18 protein-coding genes are annotated in these 17,305 nt (G+C 67.8%); 7 read left to right on the forward strand and 11 right to left on the reverse strand.

From position 1 onward, the window contains the following. On the forward strand, window positions 1-681 hold a 681-nt coding region (locus tag PARHAE_RS01290; RefSeq protein WP_164555103.1), incomplete at its 5' end, for a uracil-DNA glycosylase. Here PARHAE_RS01290 and PARHAE_RS01295 read toward each other — a convergent pair. Next, window positions 678-1,451, reverse strand: coding sequence for a protein-disulfide reductase DsbD domain-containing protein (locus PARHAE_RS01295; RefSeq protein ID WP_126152799.1), 774 nt, complete (start codon window positions 1,449-1,451; stop codon window positions 678-680). The two genes, PARHAE_RS01290 and PARHAE_RS01295, sit on opposite strands and share 4 nt — an antisense overlap. Window positions 1,452-1,554: 103 nt before the next feature. On the opposite strand from PARHAE_RS01295, the gene PARHAE_RS01300 reads away from it, so the two are divergent. Then, on the forward strand, window positions 1,555-2,178 hold the full coding sequence (locus PARHAE_RS01300) for a YqgE/AlgH family protein (RefSeq protein WP_126152800.1): 624 nt from the start codon (window positions 1,555-1,557) through the stop codon (window positions 2,176-2,178). Between the two features lie 4 nt (window positions 2,179-2,182). Here the strand turns inward: PARHAE_RS01300 and msrA are convergent, their stop codons facing one another. From msrA to PARHAE_RS01315, 3 genes are all read right to left on the reverse strand, one after another. Next, window positions 2,183-2,689, reverse strand: coding sequence for a peptide-methionine (S)-S-oxide reductase MsrA (gene msrA / locus PARHAE_RS01305; RefSeq protein ID WP_126152801.1), 507 nt, complete (start codon window positions 2,687-2,689; stop codon window positions 2,183-2,185). Next, the gene (gene msrB / locus PARHAE_RS01310; RefSeq protein WP_126152802.1) at window positions 2,686-3,132 is read right to left on the reverse strand and encodes a peptide-methionine (R)-S-oxide reductase MsrB; all 447 of its coding nucleotides are present in this window, start codon (window positions 3,130-3,132) and stop codon (window positions 2,686-2,688) included. Before msrB ends, msrA begins: the two co-directional genes overlap by 4 nt. Window positions 3,133-3,193: 61 nt before the next feature. After that, complete coding sequence (locus PARHAE_RS01315) at window positions 3,194-4,159, reverse strand: NAD(P)H-dependent flavin oxidoreductase (protein ID WP_126152803.1); 966 nt, start codon at window positions 4,157-4,159, stop codon at window positions 3,194-3,196. Between the two features lie 147 nt (window positions 4,160-4,306). On the opposite strand from PARHAE_RS01315, the gene otsB reads away from it, so the two are divergent. Both otsB and PARHAE_RS01325 read left to right on the forward strand, forming a co-directional pair. After that, entirely contained in the window at window positions 4,307-5,053 is a 747-nt protein-coding gene (otsB, locus tag PARHAE_RS01320) for a trehalose-phosphatase (RefSeq protein WP_164555104.1), read from the forward strand. Beyond that, on the forward strand, window positions 5,053-6,408 hold the full coding sequence (locus tag PARHAE_RS01325; protein ID WP_126152805.1) for an alpha,alpha-trehalose-phosphate synthase (UDP-forming): 1,356 nt from the start codon (window positions 5,053-5,055) through the stop codon (window positions 6,406-6,408). The genes otsB and PARHAE_RS01325 overlap by 1 nt, the downstream gene beginning before the upstream one ends. A gap of 66 nt (window positions 6,409-6,474) precedes the next feature. Here the strand turns inward: PARHAE_RS01325 and PARHAE_RS01330 are convergent, their stop codons facing one another. From PARHAE_RS01330 to folK, 5 genes are all read right to left on the reverse strand, one after another. Beyond that, on the reverse strand, window positions 6,475-7,827 hold the full coding sequence (locus PARHAE_RS01330) for an esterase-like activity of phytase family protein (protein ID WP_126152806.1): 1,353 nt from the start codon (window positions 7,825-7,827) through the stop codon (window positions 6,475-6,477). A 92-nt stretch (window positions 7,828-7,919) separates the two neighbouring features. Next, on the reverse strand, window positions 7,920-8,567 hold the full coding sequence (locus tag PARHAE_RS01335) for a DUF2062 domain-containing protein (protein WP_126152807.1): 648 nt from the start codon (window positions 8,565-8,567) through the stop codon (window positions 7,920-7,922). A 36-nt stretch (window positions 8,568-8,603) separates the two neighbouring features. Next, window positions 8,604-10,718: a RelA/SpoT family protein gene (locus PARHAE_RS01340; protein ID WP_126152808.1), complete on the reverse strand. Its 2,115-nt coding sequence runs from the start codon at window positions 10,716-10,718 to the stop codon at window positions 8,604-8,606. 30 nt (window positions 10,719-10,748) lie between these two features. Then, window positions 10,749-11,102 (reverse strand): DNA-directed RNA polymerase subunit omega, encoded by a 354-nt coding sequence (gene rpoZ / locus PARHAE_RS01345; RefSeq protein ID WP_126152809.1) that lies wholly within the window; start codon window positions 11,100-11,102, stop codon window positions 10,749-10,751. Between the two features lie 71 nt (window positions 11,103-11,173). After that, window positions 11,174-11,773, reverse strand: coding sequence for a 2-amino-4-hydroxy-6-hydroxymethyldihydropteridine diphosphokinase (folK, locus tag PARHAE_RS01350; RefSeq protein WP_126152810.1), 600 nt, complete (start codon window positions 11,771-11,773; stop codon window positions 11,174-11,176). Between the two features lie 91 nt (window positions 11,774-11,864). Between folK and PARHAE_RS01355 the strand changes: the two genes are divergently transcribed. Beyond that, on the forward strand, window positions 11,865-12,416 hold the full coding sequence (locus PARHAE_RS01355) for a LabA-like NYN domain-containing protein (RefSeq protein WP_126152811.1): 552 nt from the start codon (window positions 11,865-11,867) through the stop codon (window positions 12,414-12,416). A gap of 48 nt (window positions 12,417-12,464) precedes the next feature. On the opposite strand, the gene PARHAE_RS01360 is transcribed toward PARHAE_RS01355, so the two are convergent. Then, window positions 12,465-14,108 carry a CTP synthase gene (locus PARHAE_RS01360; RefSeq protein ID WP_126152812.1) on the reverse strand — a complete coding sequence of 548 codons (1,644 nt, stop codon included), beginning with the start codon at window positions 14,106-14,108 and terminating at the stop codon, window positions 12,465-12,467. A gap of 152 nt (window positions 14,109-14,260) precedes the next feature. Beyond that, window positions 14,261-14,761, reverse strand: coding sequence for a preprotein translocase subunit SecG (secG, locus tag PARHAE_RS01365; RefSeq protein WP_126152813.1), 501 nt, complete (start codon window positions 14,759-14,761; stop codon window positions 14,261-14,263). A gap of 72 nt (window positions 14,762-14,833) precedes the next feature. Here secG and PARHAE_RS01370 point away from each other — a divergent pair, with 72 nt between their 5' ends. Together PARHAE_RS01370 and ispH are read left to right on the forward strand one after the other, a co-directional pair. After that, a complete protein-coding gene (locus PARHAE_RS01370; protein WP_126152814.1) occupies window positions 14,834-16,267 on the forward strand; it encodes a cobyric acid synthase in 1,434 nt (477 codons plus the stop codon). A 47-nt stretch (window positions 16,268-16,314) separates the two neighbouring features. Beyond that, window positions 16,315-17,271 carry a 4-hydroxy-3-methylbut-2-enyl diphosphate reductase gene (gene ispH / locus PARHAE_RS01375; protein WP_126152815.1) on the forward strand — a complete coding sequence of 319 codons (957 nt, stop codon included), beginning with the start codon at window positions 16,315-16,317 and terminating at the stop codon, window positions 17,269-17,271. Window positions 17,272-17,305 lie beyond the last annotated feature (34 nt).

Here is a 17,305-nt window from a genome sequence, read left to right on the forward strand (position 1 = left end):
CCGCCGCAGATCCCGCCGGCCCCCCCGGCGGCGCCCGCGCTGTCGCTGACCGCCGACGGGGATGACGACCTGCCCGCCCGCGTGGGCCAGGCCGAGGCCCTGGCGGCGGCGTCCGATACGCTGGACGCCCTGGCCGCCGCGCAGGAGGGTTTCGACGGGATCGAGCTGAAGAAGGGCGCGCGGAACTTCTGTTTCGCCGACGGCAATCCCAAGGCGCGCGTCCTGATCCTGGGCGAGGCGCCGGGCGACGAAGAGGACCGCCAGGGCCGCCCCTTCGTCGGCCGCGCGGGGCAGTTGCTGGACCGCATGTTCGACGCCATCGGCCTGTCGCGCCGGGCGGTGGATGCGGAAAAGGCGTTCTACATCACCAATGTGCTGACCTGGCGACCCCCCGGCAACCGCGACCCCCGCCCGGACGAGATCGCCGTCAGCCTGCCCTTCGTGCGCCGCCATATCGACCTGGTGGCCCCCGACCTGATCGTGCTGATGGGCAATATCGCCTGCGACGCGGCCATCGGACGGCGCGGCATCCTGCGGCTGCGCGGGACCTGGGTGCAGGCCTTCGGTCGCCCGGCGCTGCCGATGACCCATCCCGCCTATCTGCTGCGCAACCCCCCCGCCAAGCGGGAAGCCTGGGCCGACCTGCTGTCGCTGGCCGCGCGGCTGGAGGGGTCGGCCTAGCCTTCGCAGCCCCGCATCTCGACCGCGCCCTGGTCGTCGATCAGGGTAAAGACCAGCCGGTCGCGGGGCAGATCGAAGGGCGCGGCCTGAGGCGGGACGAAATCGGCCGTCAGCGTCGTGACGCCGCCTTCTGTCCGCAGTTCGGCGCCCGAGGTCCAGACCTCGGCCTCGGCCAGCTCCATCGCCGCCAGGGCGACGGGGCGGGGCAGGGTGGCGGTGACGCGCATCCCGTCGGCGATCGGCCGGATCGCGCAATCGGGGCTGCCGGGGGCGGTGCGGGGCACCTGGTCCATCGCGGCAAGGATCTGGGGATCCGGGGCGGTCCCCGGCGCGTCCGCCGTCAGGGTGACATGGGCCGGGACGCAGATGTTCTTGCACAGCCCGAAATCGACCGTTACCGCCAGGTCGACGCCGCTGCCGGAGGCTGCCGGGGTCGCGGTAAAGGGCAGGACCAGCCGGTCGTGATAGCCAAGCGCCGTCCCGTCGTCCGAGGGGATCGCCTGCGGCGCGGGCCAGTGCAGCGTCACGCGGTCCAGGTTGGCCGATTCCGACCAGTCGAAGACCGGCGGCAGGCCGCTGTCGCCGGGACTGCGCCAATAGGTCTTCCAGCCGGGTTCCAGCCGGAACTCTATGGCGGCGATGCGGCTTCCATCCGACTGGGTCCAGCCGGGCAGGATGCGAACGCCGGCCAAGCCGGGGGTGGGCGCCTCTGCGGCAAGAGGCGACGCCGTCAGGCACAGGCAGGAAAGGGTCAGGGCGGCACGGATCATGGTCCAGCGATAGCGACAGGCGGCACCCGGATGAAGTCACAATTGCGCGCAGGGCTTGCAACACAGGACGCTTATGCCGATTTTGGAGGGATAAGGAGAGCAGATGAGCAGTCCCCACAGTCACGGCAGCCGCTCTGCCGGCATTCCGTCCGGCGCGGCAGAGCAGTCCAACCTGACCGGCAAGATCCTGATCGCGATGCCGGGCATGTCCGACCCGCGCTTCGAACGGTCGGTCGTGCTGGTCTGCGCCCATACGGACGAGGGCGCGATGGGCCTGGTCCTGAACCGGCCTCTGCCAGAGATCGACTTTGGCGACCTGCTGGAACAGCTTGGCATCGAGACCGATGCCGCCGCCCGGCGGATCGAGGTCCGCTTCGGCGGGCCGGTCGAACCGGGGCGCGGTTTCGTGCTGCACAATGTCCCCGAACATGGCGACGACCCCGAGGGACGGCTGCGCATCGGCCGCACTCTGGCGATGACCACGACGCGCGATATCCTGGAGGATCTGGCCAACGGCCACGGCCCGGCCTCGGCGGTGCTGGCGCTTGGCTATGCCGGATGGGGGCCGGGGCAGCTGGAAGACGAGATGCTGCAAAACGGCTGGCTGACCGGCGACGGGGCCGAGGAACTGATCTTCAGCACCGCCCATTCCGACAAATGGCAGACCGCCCTGCGCGCCCAGGGCATCGACCCGTCGCTGCTGTCGGCGGCGGCGGGCCGGGCCTGAACCGCTATTCCGCCGCGGTCTTGCGCGGCAGCACCCAGTTCGGGCGCGGGAAATGGCAGGTATAGCCGTTGGGGAAGCGTTCCAGATAATCCTGGTGTTCGGGTTCGGCTTCCCAGAAATCGCCCACGGGTTCCACCTCGGTCACGACCCTGCCGGGCCACAGCCCCGACGCATTCACGTCTGCGATGGTCTCCAGGGCCACCCGCTTCTGATCCTCATCCGCGTAATAGATCGCCGAGCGATAGCTGGGTCCGATGTCGTTGCCCTGCCGGTTGGGCGTGGTCGGATCGTGGATCTGGAAGAACACCTCCAGCAGCTTGCGATAGGTGATGATGCCGGGGTCGAAGACGATCTCGATCCCCTCGGCATGGGTGCCGTGGTTGCGATAGGTGGCGTTCGGGATGTCACCGCCGGTATAGCCGACGCGGGTTGCGATGACGCCGGGCAGGCGCCGGATCAGATCCTGCATCCCCCAGAAGCAGCCGCCCGCAAGAACCGCGCGTTCGCTCATCGGCCGGCCTCCTCGACCTGGGACAGATAGGCGCCGTAACCCTCGGCCTCCATCCGGTCCTTCGGCACGAAGCGCAGCGACGCCGAGTTGATGCAATAGCGCAGGCCCCCGGCATCGGGCGGGCCGTCGGGGAAGACATGGCCCAGATGGCTGTCGCCATGTTTCGACCGAACCTCGACCCGGACCATGCCGTGCGAGGTGTCGCGGTGTTCGGTCACGTTGCCGTCGATGGGCTTGGTGAAGGCGGGCCAACCGCAGCCGGAATCGTATTTGGCCGACGACGCGAACAGCGGCTCGCCGGACACCACGTCCACATAGATGCCGGGTTCGAAATGGTGGTCGTATTCGCCGGTAAAGGGGCGTTCGGTGCCGTTTTCCTGGGTGACGCGACGCTGCTCGGGCGTCAGCCGGGCGACGGCCTCGGCGGTTTTCTGATAGGCCATGCTTGTCCTCCGCTGGTCCTGTTCCGCCCCAATATGGGGCGCCGGGCGCGGATCGCAAAGGTCAGCCGCAGATCGCGGCCCTCGCGGCGGCATATTCGGCGGCCAGCCGGTCGATCCGCGCTGCGGCGGGCACGATGTCGCGCACCGCGCCGATCCCCTGGCCGGATCCCCAGATCTGGCTCCAGGCCTTGGCCTTGGCTGCGTTGCCGCCGAAATTCATGCTGGATGCGTCCGCCGTGTCCAGGTTGTCCGGGTCCAGCCCCGCCGCCCGGATCGACGGCGCAAGGTAATTCCCCGACACCCCCGTGAACAGCGACGAGGTGACGATATCCATCGCCCCGCTTTCGGTGATCATCCGCTTGTAGTCGGCGGGCGCGTTCGCCTCGGCCGTGGCGATGAAGGGGCTGCCGATATAGGCCAGGTCGGCCCCCATGGCCTGCGCCGCCAGCACCGCCCGGCCCGTGGCAATGGCCCCCGACAGCAGCAGCGGGCCATCGAACCAATCGCGGATCTCCTGGACCAGGGCAAAGGGCGACAGCGGCCCGGCATGGCCCCCCGCGCCCGCCGCCACCGCGATCAGACCGTCCGCGCCCTTTTCAATAGCCTTCTTCGCGAAGACGTTGTTGATCACGTCATGCAGCGCGATGCCGCCGCAGTCATGGGCGGCCTCATTCACCTCGACCCGCGCGCCCAGGGACGTGATCCAGATCGGCACCTTGTGGCGGTGGCAGATCTCGATGTCGCGGTCCAGCCGGGCGTTGCTGCGGTGGACGATCTGATTCACGGCAAAGGGCGCGGCGGGCCGGTCGGGATTGGCCTGGTTGTGGCGGTCCAACTCCTCCCTGATGCGGGTCAGCCAGGCGTCCAGCAGGGGCGGCTCGCCATCCTTCTCGCGGGCGTTCAGGGCCGGGAAGCTGCCGACGATCCCGGCCTTGCATTGCGCGATCACCAGGTCAGGGCCTGACACGATGAACATCGGCGAGGCGACGACGGGAATGCGCAGGTCTTGCAGGATGGGTGGCAGCATGTGATCCTCCGGGTCTGGCACGACGATGGCCCGGCAGGCGGCGCGGGGCAATGGTAACGCGGCGGAAAATCTCGCGCTTTCGTGAAACCGATGCCGTCCCAAGGGGTTAGAGTTTCGGATCCCTGTTGCAAAGGAGAATGCGCGCCAATGCAGCCGCCAGCCCTGTCCCTTCCCGCCCTGACCGCAAACACCGCCCTTTTCCTCGATTTCGACGGCTGTCTGGTCGAGATCGCCCCCCGCCCCGATGCCGTGTCGGTCCCTTCGGGACTGGCCGACCGGCTGGAACGGCTGCACGATGCCCTAGGCGGGGCGGTCGCGCTGATCTCGGGGCGCGACGTGGCGGATCTGCGGCGCTATCTGCCCGGTTTTCCCGGCGCGATGGCGGGCAGCCACGGCGCCGAACTGGCCTTGGGCGGCAAGGACATCACGGCGACCCACGACGCCGATCTGGACATTCCCGCCCTGCACGCCGCCGCGGCCCGGGCGGTCGCCGCGCATCCCGCGATCCTGATCGAACGCAAGCCGCACGGCGTCGCGCTGCATTACCGCGCCGATCCCTCGCTGCGCGCGGTGGTCGAGGAGGTGATGCAGCACCTGGCCGACGCCCATCCCGACATGATCCTGCAACCCGCCAAGATGGCGGTGGAACTGCGCCCGGCCGGCTCGGGCAAGGACGGCGCCCTGGACCGGCTGATGGCCATGCCGCCCTTCGCGGGCCGCGTCCCGGTCTATGCGGGCGACGACCTGACGGACGAACCGGCAATGGCCCGCGCCCAGGCGCTTGGCGGGGACGGCATCAAGATCGGCGCCGGGGATACCGTCGCGCGATACCGGCTGGACGACCCCGCCGCCCTGGGCCGCTGGCTGGACGAAGCCTTGGGGGGCCTGCGCTGATGTCGCGTCTTGTCGCCGTCTCGAATCGCATTCCGCTGGGCGACAACCCCTCGGGCGGTCTGGTCGTCGCGTTGCAGGACGCGCTGCGCACCTCGGGCGGGCTGTGGGTCGGCTTTTCGGGCGAGACGGTCGAGGATCCGGCCGAGGCCCTGGCCTTCCATGAAGGGGCGGCGTTCCAGCGCGCCTCCTTCGACCTGACGCCGCAGGACCACGACGAATATTACCTGGGCTATTCCAATTCCGTGCTGTGGCCGGTCTGCCATGGCCGCGCGGATCTGATGCGGATCCTGCCGGAATACCTGGACGGCTATCGCCGGGTCAACGAACGCATCGCCCGGCTGCTGGCCCCGCATCTCCGCGAGGGCGACCGGATCTGGATCCACGACTATCAGCTGTTCCCGCTGGCCGGAGAACTGCGCAAGCTGGGGGTCCGGGGTCCGATCGGGCATTTCCTGCACATCCCCTTTCCTGGCCCCGCCGATTGCGCGACCCTGCCGAACCCGCCAGAGCTGTTCGAATGGCTGTCTCATTACGACCTGCTGGGCTTCCAGGCGCAGCGCGACCTGGACAACTTCGCCGCAAGCGCCCGCAGCCTGACCGATGCCGAACAGGTGTCGGACCATGATTTCCGCATCGCTGACCGCCATATCCGCGCGGGCGTCTTTCCCATCGGCATCGACGCCGATTCCTTCGTCGCCGAGGCCGAGGGCGCGCGAGAGGAAGACCGGATGCGCAGCCTGACCGGATCGCAGATGATGATCGGCGTGGACCGGCTGGACTATTCCAAAGGCATCCCGCAGCGGTTCCGGGCCTTCCAGTATCTGCTGGAAAACGACCCCTCGCTGACCGAACAGGTGATGCTGCTGCAAATCGCGCCGCCGACACGGGAATCCGTGGAGGCCTATCAGCAGATCCGCGAGGAAACCGAACATCTGGCGGGCCGCATCAATGGCCAGTTCGCCACCGTCAACTGGACGCCGATCCGCTTCATCCACCGCCCGATCCCCCGCAACGAGCTTGCGGGCCTCTATCGCCAGTCCCGCGTGGGTCTTGTCACGCCGCTGGCCGACGGCATGAACCTGGTGGCCAAGGAATATGTCGCGGCCCAGAACGCCGCCGATCCGGGCGTTCTGATCCTGTCGCGCTTCGCCGGCGCGGCCGAGGCGATGACCGAGGCGCTGATCATCAACCCCCACGACCCCTGGGAACTGGCCCAGGCCATGCAGCAGGCCATCGCCATGCCGCTGGACGAACGCCGCGACCGCCACGCGGCGCTGCTGCGCGGCGTGGTCGAACAGGATGTCGGCTGGTGGTCGGCGACCTATCTTCGGGCCTTGGCGCAGGCCCCCGGCTGATCTTCATCTTCGCCCAAATATCCCGCAGGGGGTGCGGGGGACGCGAAGTCCCCCGCCCGTGCCGCCTCAGCGCGCGGACAGCAATTCCGGCACCGACAGCAGGATGAACTCGTTATCCGCCGCCTTGCCGATCTCGCGCCCGCCCGAGAAGGGCAGGTTGTTGTCGTTCGCCACCAGGATATGCGTGTCGTCGACGCGGGCCACGTCCTCGATGGTAAAGAAGGGGAAGCTGAACCTGCCGTCCGCCGACAGCCCTTCGGGGGCCTTGTTGTCGGGATCGGCGATGTCCAGCAGGTCGATATGGCCGATACGGCGGATGAAGCCCTCGGCATCGACGCTGGCGGTATCGACCAGCACCACGTTCTTGACGCGCGCGGGCAGGGGATAGCAGGCGGATTGGTCGGCCGCCCCATCGGCGCAGGCGCGGGCGGCGTCGCCTTCGCCGTTGTCGCGTTCGATGACCAGGGCGCGGGTGTCGTCGATGAAGTTGAAATCGCCGATCGCCGTCGCGCCCTCGGCCAGGCGGAAGCGATAGCTGTCGCCGGTCCAGTCGCCCTTCGCGGTGTCGAAGGTGATGACGCGCAGGAAGTCACCCTCGGGCTGGCCGCCCTCGGCCAGCAGCGGCTTTTCCAGCATCCCCCACAGCAGGCCGGTGCCGGGTTGCAGGGCCATGCCCTCGTATCCGCCCGACCGCTGGACGCGGTAATCGGTGCCGGGCTGCGCGGGAACCGTGCTGCCGGGCGTGTCCGGGCCGGTCAGCGCCGCGCCGTCCAGCATCGTCTGGTGGACCGACAGAACCCGCCCGTCGCGGGCCACGCGCAGGACGAAGGGGCCGAATTCGTCGCCGATCCAGATTTCGTCGTTCAGGAACTGGATGCTTTCCGGGTCGAAATCCGCGCCGGTCAGATAGCGGCCCTCGGTCCCCTCGTTGGCGATGCGGAAGGGCACCTTGTGGTCGGGATCGCGCAGGAAGACCGTTTCCAGGCGCTCGACCGCGCCGGTCTCGAAATCGGGCTGCATGCGGTGGAAGAACAGCATCGCATCGGGGCTGTTCAGCTTGGACCCGAAGCCGTTGTCGGTCAGCGTGAACCAGCTTCCATCCGCGTCGCGGTTCATCGCCAGGCCCGACATGCCCTGCACCGGCTGGCCGATGAAGGGCAGCGAGATGCCGGTCTTGTGGCCGCCATAGGTCTTGCCCACGTCGCCTTCGACCGACATCGGCGTCTCGTTGCGGGTCTTGCCGGTGAACTTGCCCGACACCCACAGGTCGCGCGGCGCATCGGCGGGGGGCGTCGCCATGGTGAAGGCGGGCAGGGTCGCGTGACCGGCCAGGGTGGCGGGAAAGCTGTCCTCGGCCAGGGCGGCGGTGGTCAGGAGGGGGGCGGCAGAGCAGGCCAGCAAGGCCAGGATCGGGCGCATCGGCGGTTTCCTTCGTCGGTTTCGAAGGCACCTGCTAGGCCGGGATCGTGACAGCGATGCGGCATTGATGTGGCAGGGCGATGAAACGTGCCTCAGCCCGCCGCGTTCCCCGGACCCCCGCCGTTCGAGGCCTGGCGCACACGGGCGATCCGTGCCTCCATCTTGCGCCCCTTGCGCCGGTGATAGCGCCGCACCAGCGGGATGGTGATGTAATAGGACAGCGCGGCGGCGATCGCGCCCATGACCGCGCCGCCGACCGCATAGGGCAGGAAGATGCCGTGCCAGAACTCGGCCAGCCCGCTCCAGCTGGTCGGGCCGGGGCCGAAGGCCGACATGACGTTGTGCCAGGTTTCCGCCGTGGCATGGGCGAATTCGCGGAAGATCACCTGGGGCGACATGTCGCCCGGCAGGCCCAGGATGGTCCGCCCCAGCCCCACCGCGCCAAGCGCGATGAAAGGCGTGGTCAGCGGATTGCCCGCGAAGGTGCCCACGAAGGCCGCCAGCACATTGCCCCGGATCGCCAGGCACAGCAGCGCCGCGACGATGAAGTGAAACCCGTGCAGCGGGGAAAACGACAGGAACACCCCCGCCGCCACGCCGCGCGCGATGCGGTGCGGCTGGTCGGGCAGGCGGCGCAGGCGATACCACAGATAGGTGGTGGACCGCCGGAACCCGCCCGGCGGATAGACGAATTCGCTGGCCAGTTGCCCATATGTGCGCGGCTTGCTGCGCTTGAACACGGCTGTCGTTCCCTTATGCCCCGGACAATGCCCGTTTCAGGGTTTCTTCGCGATATCGCGGATGCGTGCAACCTGCGCGACATCGCTTTCCGCTTCCAGCGCGGTGAGAAGGTTGTGCAGATGCTCCTGGTCGCGCAGCTCGACTTCGACCTCTATCCGGTAGAAGTCGGGCTTGCGGTCCATGAATTCAAGATTCGAGATATTGGCCCCCTGCGCCCCGATCAGGCTGCAAATCCGTCCCAGCACCCCGGCATCGTGGCGGATCGTCAGGCTCAGCATCGTGGAATAGACCGCCGGGTGGCGGCCCGCGCGCCATTGCACGTCGACCCAGCGGTCGGGGCTGTCCTCGTATTCCGCCAACACCGGGCAGTCGATGGCGTGGATCACCACGCCCTTGCCGCGATAGGTGATGCCGACGATCCGTTCGCCGGGCAGCGGGCGGCAGCAGGACGCGCGCTTGAAGTCCGCGTCCGCCTCGACCCCGGCGAAGGGGCGGGTGCCGTCGATCTCGTCCTGATGGGCGGCCAGGTCGGGATACAGGACCTGCAACACCTCCTTGGCCGAGTTTTCCGCGCTGCCGATCCGGGCCAGCAATTCGTCGCCGTCGGCGATGCCCATCTGCTTGGCGGCGGTGCGCAGCGCCTTGTCGGTGACCTTGCGGCCGACATGTTCGAAGCTGACGCGGACAAGTTCGCGGCCCAGGCGGATGAAGCGGTCGCGATCTTCCTCGCGCAGGGACCGGCGGATCGCGGCCTTGGCGCGGCCCGTCACCACGATGTCCAGCCAGGTCGATTGCGGGCGCTGACCCGAGGCGGCGATGATGTCGACCGCCTGGCCGTTCTTCAGCCGCGTCCACAGCGGCACGCGGATCCCGTCTACCTTGGCGCCGACGCAGGAATTGCCCAGCCGCGTGTGGATCGCATAGGCAAAGTCGATGGGCGTCGCGCCCTTGGGCAGTTGCAGCACGTCGCCCTTGGGCGTGAAGCAGAACACCTGGTCCTGGTACATCTCCAGCTTGACGGCTTCCAGGAACTCGTTGTGGTCCTCGTCCTCGAAGCGGTCGGTCAGACTGTCGATCCATTCCGCGGGGTTGACCGCAAAGGGGTTCTTGGTGCGGGCGCCGTCGCGATAGGCCCAATGGGCCGCCACCCCCGATTCGGCGACCTCGTGCATCTGGCGGGTGCGGATCTGCACCTCGACCCGCTTGCCGTCGCGGCCCGAGACGGTGGTGTGGATGGATCGGTAGCCGTTCGATTTCGGCTGGCTGATGTAATCCTTGAACCGTCCGGGCACGGCGCGCCAGCGTTGGTGGATCACCCCAAGCGCGCGATAGCAGTCCATGTCCGACCGGGTGATGATGCGGAAGCCATAGATGTCGGACAGCCGCGAGAACGCCAGCTGCTTTTCCTGCATCTTGCGCCAGACGGAAAACGGCTTCTTGGCGCGGCCGAAGACATCGGCCTCGATCCCCTCGCGTTCCAGCTCGACCCGGATGTCGGCGGTGATCTGGCCGATGATGTCGCCGCTGTCCCGTTGCAGGCTGACGAAGCGGCGGATGATGGAATTGCGCGCCTCGGGGTTGATGACCTTGAAGGCCAGATCCTCCAGCTCCTCGCGCATCCACTGCATCCCCATGCGCCCGGCCAGAGGCGCATAGATGTCCATCGTCTCGCGCGCCTTCTTGACCTGCTTTTCGGGGCGCATCGACCGGATCGTGCGCATGTTGTGCAGCCGGTCGGCCAGCTTGACCAGGATCACCCGCAGGTCGCGCGACATGGCCATGAACAGCTTGCGGAAATTCTCGGCCTGCTTGGACTGCGCGCTGGACAGTTCCAGATTGGTCAGCTTGGTGACGCCATCGACCAGATCGGCGATCTCGGCTCCGAAGGTGGCGGTCAGGTCTTCCTTGGTGGACCGGGTATCCTCGACCGTGTCGTGCAGCAGGGCGGTGACGATGGTCGCGTCGTCCAGCCGCATTTCCGTCAGGATGGCGGCAACGGCGATGGGGTGGGTGAAATAGGGTTCGCCCGACTGGCGGAACTGCCCTTCGTGCATCCGCATCCCGTATTCATAGGCGTCGCGGATCAGGGTCGCGTTGCTGCGCGGGTTATAGTTGCGGACAAGCGCGATAAGGTCTTCGACATCAATCATTCTTTGCCGAAGACCCCTGTTTTCGTGACCTTAACGCTGGTTCGCTTCCAGCATCATGCGCAGCATCCGTTCCTCGGATTCCTCGTCGGCGGGGCGGGGGCGATCCACCTCGGCGCCCAGCAGCAGGGCCATGGCGTCCTCTTCCGGTTCATCGACCTCGATCTGGGTCTGGGTCGATTCGATCATCCGTTCGCGCAGATCGTCCACCGGCTGCGTTTCCTCGGCGATCTCGCGCAGGGCCACGACCGGGTTCTTGTCGTTGTCGCGATCCACCGTCGGCGGGCTGCCTGCGGCGATCTCTCGCGCGCGATGCGAGGCCAGCATCACCAGATCAAAGCGGTTCGGGACTTTGTCGACGCAGTCTTCGACCGTTACGCGGGCCATGTCTCACCTGTGCAGTTGCGAATCGGGTATCCGGGGCGAAACCGAGGTTCTGAACCCCCCATGCGCCGTTGTCAAGCATCCGCAAGCCCGCTGCCGGGCGCAAGCGGTGTCATGCCCGATAGGGCACCGGGTCCAAGTCGCGCCACCATCTCTGACACCGACTGCCCGGTCAAGGGGTGGCGCCAGCCGGGCACGATCTCGGCCAGGGGGACCAGGACGAAGCCGCGATCGGCCATCCGGGGATGGGGCAGGATCAACTGGTCGGGCGCCACGACCCGCTGCCGGTCCGGGGGCAGATCCATCCAGTGCCGCAGCGTCGCGGCATCGGGCAGGATCCGGTCGTCAAGGGCGATCAGATCCAGATCCAGCACCCGCGCCGACCATCGGCCCGTGCTGCGGTCGCGCCCGAAATCAGCCTCGATCCCATGCAGGCGGTCCAGCAGCGCCCGCGGCGCAAGGCCGGTGCGAATCGCCGCCACCGCATTGGCGTAATCCGGCCCGGATCCCGGCGGAAAGGCGGGCGTGCGCCAGATGCGGCTGACCGCTTCTATCGAAATATCCGGGTTTGCGTGCAGAATCGGCAGGGCATCGCGCAGAGTTCGGGCCGCGTCGCCCCTTGCCGATGGCAGGTTCGCGCCCAGGGAAACGATACCGAAAGACAAGTTTTCCATAGGCCCCTGTTCGTTCTATGAAGTCTGCGAAGGCCGTCCCGGCGCGCTTCGCCCGCGTGTTGAACGAGCAATTCCATTGAAGGCAACAAAAATGTTTTACAAGGATGATCGCCTGGCGATCTTCATCGACGGAGCCAATCTCTATGCTTCCGCCAAGGCCCTGGGCTTCGACATCGACTACAAGCTGCTGAGGCAGGAATTCGACCGGCGCGGCAAGCTGATGCGCGCCTATTACTATACCGCGCTGATGGAGGGCGAGGATTATTCCCCGATCCGCCCCTTGGTCGACTGGCTGCACTACAACGGCTATTGCGTGGTGACGAAGCCCGCCAAGGAATACACCGACACGATGGGCCGCCGGAAGGTCAAGGGCAACATGGACATCGAACTGACCATCGACGCCATGCAGCTTGCCCCCCGCCTGGACCATGCGGTGATCTTTTCGGGCGACGGCGATTTCCGCCCCCTGATCGAGGCCTTGCAGCGCCAGGGCGTGCGCGTGTCGGTCGTGTCCACGATCCGCAGCCAGCCGCCGATGATCGCCGACGACCTGCGCAGGCAGGCCGACAACTTCATCGAACTGGACGCGCTGCGCGACATCGTGGGGCGGCCGCCACGGGAACAGCAGTCGGGCGAGGTCTGAGAGACAAGGCCCGCTGTCCCGCTGCGGGCCATCAAGGCCGGGGGCAGGTCACACCAGCCGCCCCTCCTGCATCGCCGCCCGGATGAAGCCCGCGAACAGCGGCGCCGGGGCAAAGGGCTTGGATTTCAGTTCCGGGTGGGACTGCACGCCGATGAACCAGGGGTGGTCGGGGTATTCGATCACCTCGGGCAGCTTGCCGTCGGGGGACATGCCGGAAAAGCACAGGCCCGCCTGTTCCAGGGCCTCGCGATAGGTCGCGTCGACTTCGTAGCGGTGGCGGTGGCGGTCCTCGATCTCGGTGGCGCCGCCATAGACTTCGCTGATCCGCGAATCGGGGGTCAGCATCGCGGTATAGGCGCCAAGGCGCATGGTGCCGCCCTTGTCGTCCGTCACCTTGCGCTGCACGGTGTAGTTGCCCTGCACCCATTCCTTCAGATGATAGACGACGGGGGTGAAGCGCGTCTTGCCCGCCTCGTGGTCGAACTCCTCGGATCCGGCGTCGGGCATTCCAGCCAGGTTGCGGGCGGCCTCGATCACGGCCATCTGCATCCCCAGGCAGATGCCCAGATAGGGCACCTTCTTTTCGCGCGCATATTTCGCGGCGGCCAGCATTCCTTCGGTGCCGCGCTCGCCGAAGCCGCCGGGCACGATGATGCCGTGATAGCCGTCCAGCAGATGCGCGCCTTCGCCTTCCAGCTTTTCGCTGTCCACCCAGTCGGCTTTCACGCGGACGCGGTTGGCCATGCCGCCATGGGTCAGCGCCTCGGCAATGGATTTATAGGCGTCTTCAAGCTGGGTATACTTGCCGACCACGGCGATGCGGACCACACCTTCGGCGTTTTCCAGCCGGTCGATCACATCCTCCCATTTGGACAGGTCGGGACGCGGGGCGGGGCTGATGGCGAAGGCGTCCAGAACGGCGCGGTCAAGCCCCGCGCGGTGATAGGCCAGAGGCGCCTCGTAGATCGACTTGAGGTCATAGGCCGGGATCACCGCGTCGGGGCGGACGTTGCAGAAGAGCGCGATCTTGGCGCGTTCCTTTTCCGGGATCGGGTGTTCGGACCGGCAGACCAGCACATCGGGGGCCAGGCCGATGGATTGCAGTTCCTTGACGCTGTGCTGGGTAGGCTTGGTCTTCAGCTCTCCGCTGGCCGCCAGATAGGGCAGCAGCGTCAGGTGCATCAGGATGCACTGGCCGCGCGGACGTTCGTGGATGAACTGGCGGATCGCCTCGAAGAAGGGCAGGCCCTCGATGTCGCCCACCGTGCCGCCGATCTCGCACAGCATGAAATCGACCTCGTCCTCGCCGATGGCCAGGAAGTCCTTGATCTCGTTGGTGACGTGGGGAATGACCTGGATGGTCTTGCCCAGGTATTCGCCGCGCCGTTCCTTTTCCAGCACGTTGGAATAGATCCGCCCCGACGACACGCTGTCCGTGCGCCGCGCGGCGACCCCGGTGAAGCGTTCGTAATGGCCCAGGTCCAGGTCGGTTTCCGCGCCGTCATCGGTCACGAAGACCTCGCCATGCTCGAACGGCGACATGGTGCCGGGATCGACGTTCAGATAGGGATCCAGCTTGCGCAGCCGCACGGTGAAGCCCCGTGCCTGCAACAGCGCGCCCAGGGCCGCCGAGGCCAGGCCCTTGCCAAGCGAGGACACGACGCCGCCGGTGATGAAGATGTAACGCGCCATGAAGGCCCCCGTGAGATGCAAATTCTGTTTGGCTGCGGGCCGTTGGACAGCCAGCATCACGGGACTTGAGATATAGCCGATTCGCCCCGTGGCCGCAATGGACCGCAAGTTCATGTGGGGCGGAAAGGTGCCGCCCCCAGTTCTGGTGTGACTTAGTTGGCGGGCGCCGGGCTGGCCGGGGCAGGGGCTGCGGGCGCATCGGCCGCGGGCGTCGTGGCCGCAGGCGGCGCCACGGGTTCGACGGCCGGTGCCGCGGCTTCGGGTGCGGCGGCATCGGTCGCCGGGGCGGCCGCTTCCGGCGCGGGCGGCGTCAGCGGATCGCCCGCCGCGCCGCTGGAGGGCGGCGGCACATAGGCCGGAACCTGCGGCAGCGTCGATTCCTGACGGCCTGCGGGCACGCCCAACTGGTCCATGATGGAACTGTTCGACACCTGCCGCGCCGCGATGATGGTCAGCGCGATCGAGGTCACGAACAGCGCGATGCCGAAGATCCAGGTCAGCCGGGTCAGGGCGTTCGCGGCCTGCCGGCCGGTCATGACACCGCCGCCACCGCCGCCCATGCCAAGTCCGCCACCCTCGGATCGTTGCAGCAGCACCACCCCGGTGAGCAGCACCGCGAGGATCAGATGGATGGTCAGGACGACGTTTTCCACGGCTTTCGGCCTTTCGCTTTCGGACGCGCCTATCTAGTCATCCGGGCAGATGATGGCAAGCGAGTGTGAACCATGCCTGCGCTGATGATCCAGGGCACCGGATCGAATGTCGGAAAGTCGCTGCTGGTGGCGGGCCTGTGCCGCGCGGCACGGCGCCGGGGCCTGTCGGTGGCGCCCTTCAAGCCGCAGAACATGTCGAACAACGCCGCCGTGACGGCGGATGGCGGCGAAATCGGCCGCGCCCAGGCCTTGCAGGCCCGCGCCTGCGGGTTGGAGCCCGTGACCGACATGAACCCCGTCCTGCTGAAGCCCGAGACCGACACCGGCGCGCAGGTGATCCTGCAAGGCCGCGCCGTGGCGCGGGCCGAGGCGCGCGATTACGCGGCCTTGAGGCCGCGCCTGCTGGCGGGCGTCCTGGACAGCTTCGCCCGCCTGCGCGCGGCGCATGACCTGGTGATCGTGGAAGGCGCGGGCAGCCCGGCCGAGGTCAACCTGCGCCCGCGCGACATCGCCAATATGGGCTTCGCGCGGGCGGCGGGCGTGCCGGTGGTGCTGGCGGGCGATATCGACCGGGGCGGGGTGATCGCGCAGATCGTCGGCACCCAGGCGGTTCTGGACGCCGGGGATGCGGCGATGATCCGGGGATTTCTGGTCAACAAGCTCCGGGGCGATCCGCGCCTGTTCGACGACGGCTATCGCCTGATCGAGGCGCGCACCGGCTGGCGCGGCTTTGGCCTGGTGCCGTGGTTCGCCGGGGCGCATCGCCTGCCCGCCGAGGACGCGGTGGATCTGCGCGCCTGGAAAGGCGAGGGGCTGCATGTGGTCTGTCTGTGCCTGTCGCGGATCGCGAATTTCGACGACCTGGACCCTCTGGCCGCCGAACCCGCTGTGCGGCTGACCATGCTGGGACCGGGCCGGGCGATCCCCGGCGACGCGGATCTGGTGATCCTGCCGGGCACCAAATCCACGCTGGGCGACCTGGCCTTCCTGCGCGCGCAGGGCTGGGACATCGATCTGATCGCCCACCACCGGCGCGGCGGGCATGTGCTGGGCATCTGCGGCGGCTATCAGATGCTGGGCCGGGTGATCCGCGACACTTCGGGCAGCGACGGGGCGGCGGGCGAGGTCGCGGGCCTCGGCCTGCTGGACGTGGAAACCGCGATGGCCGCCGACAAGCGGTTGGAGCGGATCGGTGGCACCGCCCTGGGCCAGCCGGTGACGGGATACGAGATCCATATGGGCCGCACCTTTGGCCCCGACTGCGCGCGGCCCTTCGCCCATATCCCCGGTCCCGATGGCGCGCACAGCGCCGATGGCCGGGTCGCGGGCACCTATCTGCACGGGCTGTTCTCGGACGATGCCTTCCGCGCCGCCTGGCTGGCGCGGCTGGGCGCGCCGTCGCGGCCGGGATACGAATCCGGGGTGGACCGGACGCTGGACGAACTGGCCGATCACCTGGAAGCGCATCTGGACGTGGGCGGGCTGCTGGCGGTTTCCGGTTTGTGACGCCCAGGCGGCTGGACGAAAGGCCCTGGGCGCGCTACCTCGGGGCCATGGAACACGCAAAGCCCTCCTTGACGCTGTATCTTGCCGCGCCGCGCGGATTCTGCGCGGGCGTGGACCGGGCCATCAAGATCGTCGAGATGGCGTTGCAGAAATGGGGCGCCCCCGTCTATGTCCGCCACGAGATCGTCCACAACAAGTTCGTGGTGGACAGCCTGCGCGACCAGGGCGCGGTCTTCGTCGAGGAACTGGACGAGGTGCCCGACGACCGCCCGGTGATCTTTTCCGCCCATGGCGTGCCCAAGGCCGTCCCCGCCGAGGCGCGGCGGCGCAATATGATCCATGTGGACGCGACCTGCCCGCTGGTCACCAAGGTCCATAACGAGGCCGCCCGCCATCACGCCGAAGGCTTGCAGATGGTGATGATCGGCCATGCCGGCCACCCCGAGGTGCTGGGCACGATGGGCCAGTTGCCCGAGGGCGAGGTGATCCTGGTCGAGACGGTCGCCGATGTGGCCGCCATCGCGCCGCGCGACCCGGCGCGGCTGGCCTTCATCACCCAGACCACGCTGTCGGTGGACGACACCGCCGAAATCGTGGCGGCGCTGAAGGCGCGTTTTCCCGCCATCCACGGCCCCGCCCGCGAGGATATCTGCTATGCCACCACCAACCGGCAGGCCGCCGTCAAGGCGGTCGCGCACAAGATCGACGCGCTGCTTGTGATCGGGGCGCCGAATTCGTCCAATTCCAAGCGGCTGGTCGAGGTCGGGCGGGCTGCGGGCTGCGCCTATTCGCAGTTGGTGATGCGCGCCGACCAGATCGACTGGCGCGCCATCGACGGCGCTCGCGCGGTGGGCGTCACGGCGGGCGCAAGCGCCCCCGAGGTGCTGGTGAACGAGGTCATCGACGCCTTCCGCGCCCGCTATGACGTGACGGTCGAGATCGTCGAGACGGCGCAAGAGAACGTCGAGTTCAAGGTGCCGAAGGTGCTGCGCGAAAGCGCCTGACGCCCAAAGCCGGGGGCGCTTCGCCCCCCGGACC

This window comes from Paracoccus haematequi, from assembly GCF_900631945.1.
In the GTDB taxonomy this organism is placed as follows: domain Bacteria; phylum Pseudomonadota; class Alphaproteobacteria; order Rhodobacterales; family Rhodobacteraceae; genus Paracoccus; species Paracoccus haematequi_A.

Coding starts and splice junctions, on each gene's coding strand:
- PARHAE_RS01295 (WP_126152799.1), bottom strand. CDS start 1,451: ATGATCCGTGCCGCCCTGACCCTTTCCTGCCTGTGCCTGACGGCGTCG.
- msrB (WP_126152802.1), bottom strand. CDS start 3,132: ATGGCCTATCAGAAAACCGCCGAGGCCGTCGCCCGGCTGACGCCCGAG.
- otsB (WP_164555104.1), top strand. CDS start 4,307: ATGCAGCCGCCAGCCCTGTCCCTTCCCGCCCTGACCGCAAACACCGCC.
- PARHAE_RS01325 (WP_126152805.1), top strand. CDS start 5,053: ATGTCGCGTCTTGTCGCCGTCTCGAATCGCATTCCGCTGGGCGACAAC.
- msrA (WP_126152801.1), bottom strand. CDS start 2,689: ATGAGCGAACGCGCGGTTCTTGCGGGCGGCTGCTTCTGGGGGATGCAG.
- rpoZ (WP_126152809.1), bottom strand. CDS start 11,102: ATGGCCCGCGTAACGGTCGAAGACTGCGTCGACAAAGTCCCGAACCGC.
- PARHAE_RS01360 (WP_126152812.1), bottom strand. CDS start 14,108: ATGGCGCGTTACATCTTCATCACCGGCGGCGTCGTGTCCTCGCTTGGC.
- ispH (WP_126152815.1), top strand. CDS start 16,315: ATGGAACACGCAAAGCCCTCCTTGACGCTGTATCTTGCCGCGCCGCGC.
- folK (WP_126152810.1), bottom strand. CDS start 11,773: ATGGAAAACTTGTCTTTCGGTATCGTTTCCCTGGGCGCGAACCTGCCA.
- PARHAE_RS01370 (WP_126152814.1), top strand. CDS start 14,834: ATGCCTGCGCTGATGATCCAGGGCACCGGATCGAATGTCGGAAAGTCG.
- PARHAE_RS01330 (WP_126152806.1), bottom strand. CDS start 7,827: ATGCGCCCGATCCTGGCCTTGCTGGCCTGCTCTGCCGCCCCCCTCCTG.
- PARHAE_RS01315 (WP_126152803.1), bottom strand. CDS start 4,159: ATGCTGCCACCCATCCTGCAAGACCTGCGCATTCCCGTCGTCGCCTCG.
- PARHAE_RS01300 (WP_126152800.1), top strand. CDS start 1,555: ATGAGCAGTCCCCACAGTCACGGCAGCCGCTCTGCCGGCATTCCGTCC.
- PARHAE_RS01355 (WP_126152811.1), top strand. CDS start 11,865: ATGTTTTACAAGGATGATCGCCTGGCGATCTTCATCGACGGAGCCAAT.
- PARHAE_RS01340 (WP_126152808.1), bottom strand. CDS start 10,718: ATGATTGATGTCGAAGACCTTATCGCGCTTGTCCGCAACTATAACCCG.